Below are 12,303 nucleotides of genomic sequence, written 5' to 3' on the forward strand. Positions count from 1 at the left end.
GAAAATGGTTTTCGTCAACACAATTTTAAATCGCTTTCATTACGTGTGAGGTCTAATCATTTGATGAATAACCCGGTTCAAATATAATTATTTCCAGCGAAGTAAAGCTCAGTCTTTTTGTTCCAATGCAAAAAAAGCCGCCAGTTTGGCGACTTTATCGTGTTCATATTCTTCCCCCGTGAATCCAAAACCTAAACCTGAATCATGCATTATTTCAATATTTTAGTTACAAGTTTTACCTGCCCATTCATGCCCGAAGGTAGTGAAGACTTTCCATATAGATTCTCCAGTGTATTAGCCACATGAATGTCGATTACATTATTACCTCGCAGCATGTAAGACGTGACGTTCCAATGATAGGGTGGCCATAATCGGATGCCAACCTGCTCCCCATTCACATACAGGCAAGCCGTCTCTCTAATATCTTCCGCTTCCAGCCAAATTTCATTTGCCGAATTCAAGCTGACATCAGACAAATCCAGTTGCTGCGAGTACACTCCTGCTCCCGAATAGAAAGGATAACCTTCAACATTCCAAACCCCAGTCATTTGTTCAGGTTCAATGGTTAATGTAGTCTGATTTTGTATAGCAAATGAACCAACCAGATAAGCAGGAAAAGAAATGGCTGGCATAGGTTCGAGCAATGAAACCGTGAGAACTTCAAGCTCATTCTCGCCTTTAACAAGATGTTCGGTAATATCCACACCAGCGTAATGAGTATCTTGCCACAGGGAAGGCCGGAGTGCTTCCATCCGTACTCCATTAACAAAGATTTCAACATTACGTCTGCGTTGGAGGAAACCAATATGGGATGGAATTTTTTGCTCGATATCGTCAAGGATTAGCTCAATCGTGAAGATCCGCTCATTTCCAGCTTCGTTTAAATGGACTGCATCTTGCTGTAATTTCGTAAACTCGATCCATTCTTCAGTTACGACAAACGTCGTCCGGTACGTGTTGACTTGGCCTGGCATCGTTGCATTCATTCTGGACTGACGGTCATTCAATGTGACCTTCCACTGATCTAACACAAGCACATTGGGTTCGACGGTCTGAAACTGCCAAGGATCACCTAGTACCAACACATCGGTGGTATGTTGCACTTTATGATTTATAGGCTCTTGCGGTTTGGGATGCGTCGAATCTTCAGTGTGAAGCGGATCAGGTACATGATCCGGTCTAACGGATAGAACCCGAAGCTCTCCCGGTACAAATGTTAGAACAGCATCTTGACTCAACGAGTTTATATTCCCGTTTTCCAAGTTCCATTCTTCCATCTGTTCATCAATGTGTTCTTTCACAGGGTTCTGATGGAGTTGAATGGTCACGGGCTGCTCCGACCAGTTCATCAGCCATGTGTGCACATGATCTTCAATTTTGCGTTCAACGCTAATGAGATCCTCAGCTTGCCCCTCGATCTGTTTCCAGGCAATCGCTGGTGATGATGTCGTTAACTCTCTTAACTGAACACAAAAGTTCATAAGTGTGTCGTTATGAGCTGTGTTTTTCATGGAATAGAATAGGCTGTACCCTTTGCCAATCGCTTGTAATTCCCCTGGCTGAGGATCGGAGCCATATAGTTCGTTCATATACTTCCGTAATTCCGGATCTTGGCGCTGTCGCTCACTGTCACAAGGAATTGCCCCAACCGCAATAAGCCTTCCACCACAGTTTACAAAGGTAACAAGCTGTTTTGCGATATCTACAGACATGACCGTAATTTCCGGCAAAATCAAAATCGAATATTCGTTTAGTTCTCCGTTAAACTGATATCCTCCATCTTGAGTAATCTTTGCCTGCCTGAGCTGACACTCATCCACATAATCGTAATCAATGGAGCTGCGCAGCATGCGGTCTGACAATAACGAAAACAGTTGATCCGCAGCTGGATGCTGGTTCGATTCACCGGATAAGAACATCCGCTCATATACCGTGTGGATAGGTGACAACAGAAGTACTTCAGGTGTACGCTTCGTGAAAGTACCCAGTACACTCAACCGACCAAGATAATCGGCAAAAGTCCGATAATGTGGCCAATGCGGTGCATGCTTGAATTCCGTAGGTGGAAAGTCTGTTTTCCGATACCCTGCAAACGAATAGTAAAATGCATGCGGGATAAACAAATTAACACCCAAAAATGCCATAAAATTGGCATCAAGCCGCCTTTGTCGCATGGCATAGGCATGACCGCTTGCACCAAATGACTCACAAATAACTCTTTTTTTCCCGTCCAACTGTGCGACAGACCCGGCCGTCTTTACGGATACGATACGATGTGGATTCTCCTTTGTACCGATTCCATGTGTTAGGTAGTCCACACCCGCATAATGGAACTGCTGCAATACACGGGTTTGATTACCCTGCGACCGAGCCTGCCCCCAGACGGGTTCTTCCAGCGTATGGCCGATGTACAGCAAGCTGTGTGATTCACACCACGAACGAATAGCTTCATGATAACCTTCCACATACCAACGGGTAATCGTATCATGATAGTCCTGCCTCGCAGACCTGCTGCCATCGGCCATACCATATAACAACGCGCCTAATCTTGGAATCAGATCATATCCGTTCTCCTGCTCATACCGCTCCACCATCCCATGTGTCCAAGCGAATACGATTCCGGGCAGAGTTGCATTCACATCCTGAACCGACGTTCGGATGGCTTCGACTCCAAAAAAACCGTCGTGGATCATGAGCCCAGGTTCATCCGTGAATACACCTTGAATGGTCACTCCGAAATGAGGCTGAAATTGCTGAAACGGCTCATATGCCGACTGAATGAAAGCCTGCACGGCTTCCGGGTTCAACGTGTCCAGATAATACCCTTTTGCAAACGTGATCCCTTCAGCAATTTCACAGGACCAGCAGGCAAGTATAATATAATCCTCGTCGTTATCAGGCTTCCATTCCTGTCCGCATAACTCTGTAATATCCTCAGGTTGATCATAGATCAGCCATTCCCCTTCTTGCTGGATGGCACGATAAGCGAGAATTGCGATGAGTTCATTGTTAGCGTAGGAGGCAAAATCGAGAGATAACATTTCCTGCTGTGCATCGTGTAAATATCTTCGTTCCTCAACCCTCAAGTATCTCATCCGATACTCGGGATATTGCCTCGTCAGCTTACCTCCCAGTGTTCCGCTCGGCCAATTGTCCTCATCATACAGCCAGACAACCATATCACGCTTCTGGCACTCTTTTGTGCAGAAATCCACCGTATCCATGAACTCCTCTGACAGGTATGAGGCCTGCATCCCGTGACGCGCATGTAATACAACGCCGCCAACACCGGCTTCAACCATGGATTGAATTTGGTTTTCTAACTCTGGCTTGCTAAAACTGTGGTTCAAAAACCAAAAGGGCTGTGGACGATACGTCGCCTCAGGATTCTTGAACTGCTGTTGTAATTTATGAATATCCGTGATTTTCAACTCCAATTCATCACCTGATCTCATCATGATTTTGATACAGATGTCTTTCTCAGCAAAGGAATGAATAATCCTCCAACAACCGACCGATTTTGAAAATTCAACTGCTTTCCGGTGATGGTGTCATACCAGTCTGTTACAGGTACACGGCTCGATGTTTCATTCATAAAGTCCCACAGAGGAGAAATCATCTGTTCGAACTGAGGCTGCGTTTCGCTCATGGAGGCACACCATACGAGCCAATCGGACTTGGTGTATGTCTCACGGCTATCCAGCGGTATGCCATATCGATTCTGTTTTAGCTGATAATACGCCAACTCTTTAGCAGCCACTTCTTTTGGGAAAAGGTTGAGGTCCAACAAACGATCCCACACCAGATTGTATTTCATGCTCCATGATTCATCCGAGCTGTCAAAAGTCAGCTTGTAGTGATCACCTGCTGTCGCCATGGATGACCACTCCTCTGCCATTTTTGCAGCCGCTTCACGATAAACGGCACCATCCGGCAAACCAAGTTCATCACACATATACGCATAGGCGGCAATGCCTAATATCGCTTTAATCGATAAGTTCGCATTGTGCGCTAGATGTCCGGCGAAGTCGTCCGTGCACAGTTGATTGTCAGGGTCCAGACCATGTTGCAACAAATATGAAGCCCAAGTTGTTAGAAGTCCCCAGTGCTCACGGGCAAATTCCGCATGCTTCTCATATTTGCATACCGTTGCTGCCATCAGGAGCATATTGCCACATTCCTCGATGGGCATCTGGTATTCGAGTTTGTTCTCTCCGTAAACCTGGCCGTTAGCTTGGGGGTAAGTCCCCACGTCATGTGGAGCAAAATCAAACGTCCAATCCGTGCTTTCGGCATACTTATAGATTGGACGCATCATACCTTTGACCAATTCGGTGTTATACCTCAGAAACAACGGAATCGAGGGGTAGCTCACATCCACCGTCGCGATACAGCCGTTACTAAAATTCTCTTTGGAGAAAAATAATACTTCTCCTGCTTCATCAGCAACCAATTTATGTGCAGCAATCGCTTGCCGATAGGTCAATGCCAGAATGTCTCTATATTGGTTCCCGCCTGTAGCCTGACTCTCCGCTAAGAGTTCCCGATTAAAGCGGTCGCATCGTTGTACTAGCTCTTCATATTGATCCGCTGCTTTTACCAGCATTTCCTCAAATGTCAGACCATTTTTCTTCCAATACGCATTCAGTGGTTGGTGAAAATATTCAATTGCATGAATATCATCATAGGCGAGCATCAGGTAGCGGGATGCTGGCTCTTCATGGATAAGACCCAAATCCAGTTCAGTTGCCATAATAGCCATATCGCCAGATATGGATTTTGGCTGGATAGAATCATCTCCTGTCTTAAAAAGACCTGACCGGGCATACTCCTCACGCTTGGATACCGCATGGATGACCGCTTGAGATTGATGAGATCGCTGAACCACCAGATACATATAACCCCAGTCTATTCTCGTATCATCTCCGGCACGTTTTAATATAGGTTGTTCCACCGTTCCTATAGACATGGCGTGTAACTGTTCATTAATTACATGAGACTCCCAGGTGACTTGCTGATCAGGAGTATGTACACACCATTCACCTGTCACATCAAAATAGATTTTCACTTGATGGCCTTGACCATCTATCGCTCGAACATGGAACGTAACATACGTCACTGGTCTGGATAACAGTTCAAGATCATCGAGCAATAGCGGTGTGGTAAAATGAACCTCAAGTTCGATGCCTTCTCCTGCAAAGGTGTAACGGGTAGTTACAGGCTCAACGGTTAGATTCGTCTGATTGAGCACATCAGGCTCCTCAATGGTTGAATTTTCGTGAACGCCTACTTTCCCCATAAACCTTCTGATTTTGCCGTCAATGACAATCATGCCAACCATACCTTGAGTTTTATTCGTCCAGTGCCTGGTGTGATCATCATAGAGATGGTCAGCAGCAGACCATACGCTGAAATAAGGGTCTACCGTGACCAAAGGTACGGATGGTGGTCTAAATGTCGTCATTTATTTCATCTCCTTCAATTCATTTTTTCAACGAAAACGGTACATCCTGATTCAAAAGGGAAAGGCTTCGCTCGCCTTGTTGACCAAGGCGCTGCAAAGCCTATTTGATTTCCGTGATAATCGTTAACCTAACTCTTCAGCATCAGTTCGGCATTTGAACAGTTACGATATCTTTTCCTTTCAGATTCTCATTGGTGAACTGCATCGCGTGGTCGTATCCGGTCTTCCGAAGCTGTTCCCTGAGGTCGTTGATAATGCTAAGGGCTGCTTCATCCGATTTTGCGAAAATAGCTTCCTTCCAGGCATCTCCCATCCGGTCCATGGAAGGCTTCAACATTTCCCATTCCGGTGATTTGGTAATCACATCGCCCGGGTTATAGGCTGTAATCACATGAATGCCATTTGGTCGCAGGATTTTCCGGGCGTTCTCCATGGCATCGAGTCTTTCCTGGTCTGCCCAGATGTCGCCGCCTGCTGCCGAATTGATCCGGTCAAGCCCCGTGATCGATTCCAGCCCAATGGAAATACCCTCGTTTTTGCGAACTTTACCGGATTGATCTGCTGTAAACTTATCGAACCATTCTTGATTCGGTACTGGTTTGCCATCCTTCATATCCCAGTGAACCCCTTGAACTCCGTACCGGGCCAGCATGAAGCCTTCGTCAGAAGCCATGTAATCGAGAAACTTGAGCGCTGCATCTACACACTCGCCCTTGCAGCTACTGGTGATAGCCGTTACGTTGTTTCCTTGAATGCCAAGATCAACAGGCCGGCTCGGGTCAACATCTGCCCGCTCCAATGGTCCGATCGGGATGTAATCGCTTCCAGGATGTGAAGTAACATATTCTTTGGAGGCGTCCAAAATGGCCGGATAATGTGCGGCAAGGATAGCAATGCGTCCTTGATTAATTTTTTCTTTGGCAATAGGATCCGTCTGAGTAAAGGCTTCGGGGTCCATCAGCCCTTCCTCAACCAGTTTACGATAGAACAGCGTGTATTCTTCGTATCCTTTGGTGAAAAAGTTATGCTCTACCGTTCCGTCACCTTTGTCTACATAGCCTGCTCCGGAATAGAACATCGTGTTTCCGATGCCTACGGACCATCCGTTACTAAATCCGCCCAGTGGAAACACGGGCTGACCGCTCTCCTTCAGGTTGGCATCTTTGATTTTTTGGAGGAAGTTATAGAAGTCTTCCTTCGTCACGACAGACTGAGGATCCACGCCGACTTTCTCGGCTATGTCTTTGCGAACATAGAAGCCATATAGCCAATCCATGCCGTCTTCGTTCGTTGCGGGCTGATTTTGTAAAAGTAAATATTTCTTGCCGTCATACGCATCTATCGCCTTTTCATACAATGCTGGTGGCACATTCTCTTTCGCAATGGATTTCGCCAGGTTTGGGTAATCCCCCAATTTATCGGATATATCTACCAGCTGTCCTTCTTTGGCAGCCTTTATGATCCCGTCCAGCTCGCCGCCCCATGCAGGTCCGGTGTAAATGTCCGGCAAATCCTGTGTGGCGAAAATCTGGTTTACTTTCTCCGTCTCGCTCCCTTTCGTATATTCCCACTCTAATGTGACGCCAGTTTTCTCTTTGATGACTTCCTCGACAGGGGTTATCCCATTATCCGATCCGCCTGAGCCATTCCAATTGTGCAAGATTTTGAGTTTATTTCCGTTCTCTCCTTCTGCGCCTTCCCCGTTTCCTGATGAATTCGTGCAACCGCTCAGCAAACCTCCAACCATGATGGACACGAGCAAGATGGATACGCCTTTCGACCAAATCCTGTTCAAACCAATCGCCTCCTTGATTAAATGATCTCGGTAAAAGCTCTAGCAAATTCAGGTCAGGATGATCTACCCTTTAACCGAACCAATCATAACCCCCTTCACGAAATATCGTTGCAGAAACGGATATATACATAAGATCGGGAAAACCGTAATAACAAGCAATGCCATACGAAGTGATTCAGGTGTTGCTCCTGCTCCACCGACACCACCAACCGTCTGCCCACCCTGCTGAGCTGCACGCTGCATCGAATTGGATAATGCCTCTGCTTCCGTCAGCATTTCTTGCAGTAGGGTCTGCACCGGTATCAAATCTTTGTTCGAGACGTAATAAGCGCCCGAGAACCAATCATTCCAGTGGGCTACCCCAATAAACAGCGAGATCGTTGCAAGTACCGGCCCGGAAAGAGGCAGAATGATTCGTACGAAGATTTGAAAATCTCCATACCCGTCAATACGCGCCGATTCCTCCAGTTCCTCAGGTATGCCTTGCAGGAATGTCCGAATAATGATGATGTGCATGAAGTTGAACAACAAGGGCAAAACGTACACCCAGAAACTATTAATCAGATGCAGTTTTTGAAGTGTAATGAAGAACGGGATGAATCCCGCACTGAAAATCGTAGGCAAAAAGATGTAAAAGGTGAAAAAGGAGCGACCTGGCAATGTTTTTTTGGAAAGTGCATAGGCCATGAGTGTACACAATACAACGTGGAGAAAAGTACCCAGCACGGTGCGCATAATCGTAATTTGATATGCCTTCCAGATCCTTGCGTTATCGAATACCTGAGCATAGTTATCCAACGTGAATTGGCGGGGAAGAAAATAAATCGCGCCTTGCATCGAATCCTTACCGTCGTTCAGTGAATAAGCCAAGATATATATGAACGGGTAAATCATCGAGAATCCAACCAAAGCAAGAAAAATATAGTTAAGTACCGAGAATAAGGACCATTTTCGTTCCATAAGGTCACCTCCTTAGAACAGGGATACATCACTGACTTTGCGGGCGATGCGATTAACGGTTACAACCAGAATGAGTGCGATAACACTTTGGAATAGTCCTACAGCTGCAGCGTAACTGAGACGTCCTTCTCGAATCCCGGAGTTAATGGCATGCACGTCCAGTACACTGCCAAGACTTGCGGTTGCCGGTCCATTCAGGAGAAGCAGTTGTTCATAACCTGCGCTCATCAGACTGCCCACAGCGAGTATGAATAATATGATAGCTACATTGCGGATACCTGGAAGCGATACATGCCACATCTGTCTGAAGCGTCCCGCACCATCCATTTTGGCAGCTTCGTAAAGCTGCTGATCAATACCCGCAATGGCGGCCATAAAGATGATGGAATTCCAACCGATATTCTTCCAGATGTCTGAACCGACGATCATCTGATAGAACCATGTTGGATTATTCAGGAACTGGATCGACTCCGCTCCAAATGACCCCAATAAGTCATTGACTGGCCCCCCATACGGCGTTAGGAGCCGTTGCATCAGCGTAACCACGACGATCCAGGATACGAAATAAGGCAAGTAAGAAAGGGTCTGAACCGTCTTTTTGAATTTGATCATTCGTACTTCATTTAAGAGGAGTGCAAGAATGATTGGCATCGGAAAGCCAATTAGCAGTTTCATGAGACTGATGATGATCGTGTTACGGATGATGTCACCGGATTGATAGTAATTGAAGAACTGTTGAAAGTACTTAAGGCCTGCCCATGGACTTCCGGTGAATCCGCCAACGAAATTGTAATCCCTAAAAGCAACCTGAATTCCATATAGCGGTACATAGGAGAACAGGAAAAACCAGACGATTCCGGGCAGCATAAACAAATAAAAGAGTTTATGCTGCCAGATTCGCTTCATCAATCGATTGTTGCTCACTCTTGTCTTGATCACATTCCAACCTCTCCTTTCTCATAATGGACGGTCATCCATCCCAGCTATAGCTATCCTAACTTCAATCGTAACGTGATGATTTCAAATGGCGTGAAGGATAAAGCCATCTCGGATGCTCCTGCAAATGAAACGGGTGAAATGATATTTTCCATAAGATCAGTCGTCCAGGCTTCTGCTATATGGAATCCAAGATGTAATGCCGTGATGGCATGTGTTCCCGAAGTTTCATATAGACGGACGATGATGTCGTCTGCATCCTCGGCTTTTTTGACGGATTCCACCATGATGTGCGGATGATCCGGCTGAAGAAATGTTTTCGAATATGGGAGCTTACCGTTATGCTTACCAGATACAGATGATAAGGAAACTGTACGAAGCGGGATGTTCAGTTCATTACCTCTTCGATAGATCTCAGCCTGAACATGGTTGCCTTGATGCGGATATAACGAATAGGTGAACGTATGCTCCGCACGATCCGCTTCCGGATCAGGATACGAGCTGCTGCGCAGCAAATTCAGACCAAGCACATTATTGATGGCTCTATGACCATATTTACAATCATTAAGCAATGCGACTCCATAATCTGGCTCCGATAAATCAATCCACTGATGAGCACATATCTCATCCTTGGCGAAGTCCCACATCGTATTCCGATGAGTTGGTCTGGTCAAACTGCCAAATTGGATCTCACAGTGAACCTGATCTGTACGGATATTCACCGGGAATGAAGTACGAAGCATTTTACCATTCTCTCTCCAATCCACGGTCGTCTCGAAATCAATTCGTCTGCTGCCTTCTGTCAGAACCACCGTCTGGATCAGAGTGGATTCTCCATAGTTATATTCGAAGACCAACCCGACTTTTGGTCCTTCACGAAGCTCGCGAATGTCATGAAGCGTTAATGGTATACCTGTATGTGCGGAATAGTCATGACTGAAATCCCAAGCATCTCCTTCGTCGTGATACACACGAAGTGCATTTCCCGGATGACCTTGCGGAATGACTTCCCGCGCTTCAGCCTTGTCCTGAATGGAGATAATGGCTCCATTCCGATCAAACTTCACGATGAATGTGTCGTTCTCCACACAGCGTTCTTCAGCGGAAACGTGAAATTCCGACTCTTGTATTCCCGGAACTAACTGGGCGCATGATGCGATTTCATCTATAGCACCCTGGTCCACATGATCTGATACCATTGTGTATCCCATGGATGGAACCTGAACCTTGCGCCAGTTTCCATTCGTGTGAATCCATTCCTGACGCTCCCAAGGCAATGAATTGAATATCACCACGGAGCAGCTGGATGAGGATTCGATATTTGAAGAGATCTGGTCTGCCATATGGCTGTAGGTTTCGTTGATCATATTTTCTGTCTGATCTAAAAGTTCTTCATATCGTATGAGTGACTCATCGTACACACGCTTGATGGAAGACCCCGGAAGGATATCATGGAACTGATACAGGAGGACTTCCTTCCATATCGTTTCCAGTGACTCGGACGGATAAGACTTGCCTAGCTGTGAAGCCACAAGTACTGAGGCGAACTCCAATTCGCGCAGTGCTTTCTCCATCTTCCGGTTATACCGCTTACTTCGCGCCTGACTGGTCAGGGTTCCTTGATGCTTCTCCAGGTAAAGCTCACCGCGCCATGTCTGGAACCGTTCACGTTCCTCATTAAGTCGTTCGAAAAATTTCCAAGAAGGTTCCTGTATAACAGGGGACAAGCCAAGCAGGTTTTTCACCCGTGTCAGCCGCTCCAAATGCTCTTCGCCAGGTCCTCCGCCTCCGTCTCCTATACCAAAGAGCATTAGCGCATGGTTTGATACATTTTTATCCAGATACCCCTGTTCAGCACTGATGATCGAACGCGGAGCTGCAGGACTGTTGTAAGTATCCTCTGGTGGCATATGTGTTAATACAGCTGAACCATCAATTCCCTCCCATAGAAAGGAATGATGGGGATGCCGGTTATACTCACTCCAGGAGAGCTTCTGGGTCATCATGTAATCCACACCGGATTTCTTTAATAACTGGGGCAAACTTGCCGAGTAGCCGAATACATCAGGCATCCAGAGCGATTTCATTTCCAGACCAAATTCCTGCTGGAAATAACGCTTGCCATACAAAATCTGGCGTACGAGTGATTCACCACCAGGCACATTGGTATCCGATTCTACCCACATGGCGCCTTGCGGTTCCCATCTGCCTTCACGTACACGTTCCTTGATCTGCTCATACAGCTTGGGATAATGCTGCTTCATCCAATCGTACAGCTGCGGTTGGCTCGCTCCGAACACATAATCGGGATAACGCTCCATCATGCGAAGCACAGTTGAGAACGTTCTAGCTCCTTTACGGATCGTTTCACGGATCGGCCATAACCAAGCCAAATCTATATGAGCATGACCCACAGCGCTTAGGGTTAAGACCGGATCGCCCCCCTCTAGGGTTAGCTGTTCATTTAGTCGTTTTTTCGCTTGCTCGACATTCCCTTTCGAGAAATCGATCAACTGTACTGAAATATCATAGAGCGTCTGATAGATTCTCTCCTTCCGGGCGGAACCTTCATGGAGCTGCTCTGCGGTCTCCAAGAGCACCTCGGTATCGTAATAGAGATCCCGAATATCTCCCCTGCAGTAGGCGATGAGTGCTTCTTTCAGCGTCCCTCCGCGATACTTGCCGAACAGATCGTTATTGCCTGCATCTGCCCACACTTCAACTTCCTGTCCATTTACAGATGTCTCATGGAGCTGCACGACTCGTTTGCCAGGCAGACCTAATGAAAAATCAAATTCGGAGTTAATCGTCGTCAACCCTTGGATAGGTGACCCTTCATGGTCAACCAGACACAGCTCACCGTTGACATCCAGCAAGAGGACCGTGGTTTGGTTACCTGTGACTGCCGGAAGATTACCTGCAAAACGGAACCAGGCACAATCCCATAATTCTCCCCATTGTTCTCCTTGCTTGAGTGTCACTTTCGTGCCGGTCATCCGTTCCTCGTAAGGTACGGGCTCTGGTGTAATCCAAGCCGTCACTTCTAATTCGGCAATCGGCTCATATATGGCTTCCCGAAGTTTGTTTAACATCTGTTTTAACCGTTCTGGCCTTATCGGTTCGTAGGGCATACTAGTATACTCCTCTC

The 12,303-nt window shown here is 46.5% G+C and carries 6 protein-coding genes; all 6 read right to left on the reverse strand.

Annotation, left to right across the window (positions count from 1 at the left end):
* Positions 1–209 precede the first annotated feature (209 nt).
* Positions 210–3,431, reverse strand: coding sequence for a glycosyl hydrolase (locus A6049_RS13065; protein WP_240321386.1), 3,222 nt, complete (start codon positions 3,429–3,431; stop codon positions 210–212).
* Between the two features lie 23 nt (positions 3,432–3,454).
* Entirely contained in the window at positions 3,455–5,464 is a 2,010-nt protein-coding gene (locus A6049_RS13070) for a glutaminase family protein (RefSeq protein ID WP_063565066.1), read from the reverse strand.
* Positions 5,465–5,606: 142 nt separating this feature from the next.
* Positions 5,607–7,259, reverse strand: a complete 1,653-nt coding sequence (locus A6049_RS13075) for an extracellular solute-binding protein (protein WP_063565067.1) — start codon at positions 7,257–7,259, stop codon at positions 5,607–5,609.
* 63 nt (positions 7,260–7,322) lie between these two features.
* Positions 7,323–8,219 (reverse strand): carbohydrate ABC transporter permease, encoded by an 897-nt coding sequence (locus A6049_RS13080; protein ID WP_063565068.1) that lies wholly within the window; start codon positions 8,217–8,219, stop codon positions 7,323–7,325.
* 12 nt (positions 8,220–8,231) lie between these two features.
* Entirely contained in the window at positions 8,232–9,158 is a 927-nt protein-coding gene (locus A6049_RS13085; protein ID WP_082935088.1) for an ABC transporter permease, read from the reverse strand.
* A gap of 50 nt (positions 9,159–9,208) precedes the next feature.
* Positions 9,209–12,286, reverse strand: coding sequence for an alpha-mannosidase (locus tag A6049_RS13090; RefSeq protein WP_063565069.1), 3,078 nt, complete (start codon positions 12,284–12,286; stop codon positions 9,209–9,211).
* Between the last annotated feature and the right edge of the window lie 17 nt (positions 12,287–12,303).

Source organism: Paenibacillus sp. O199 (assembly GCF_001636635.1).
Classification (GTDB): Bacteria; Bacillota; Bacilli; order Paenibacillales; family Paenibacillaceae; genus Paenibacillus; species Paenibacillus marchantiae.

Excerpts from the sequence above, each read along its gene's own strand:
- A6049_RS13070 (WP_063565066.1), bottom strand. The coding sequence starts at position 5,464 with ATGACGACATTTAGACCACCATCCGTACCTTTGGTCACGGTAGACCCT.
- A6049_RS13090 (WP_063565069.1), bottom strand. The coding sequence starts at position 12,286 with ATGCCCTACGAACCGATAAGGCCAGAACGGTTAAAACAGATGTTAAAC.
- A6049_RS13080 (WP_063565068.1), bottom strand. The coding sequence starts at position 8,219 with ATGGAACGAAAATGGTCCTTATTCTCGGTACTTAACTATATTTTTCTT.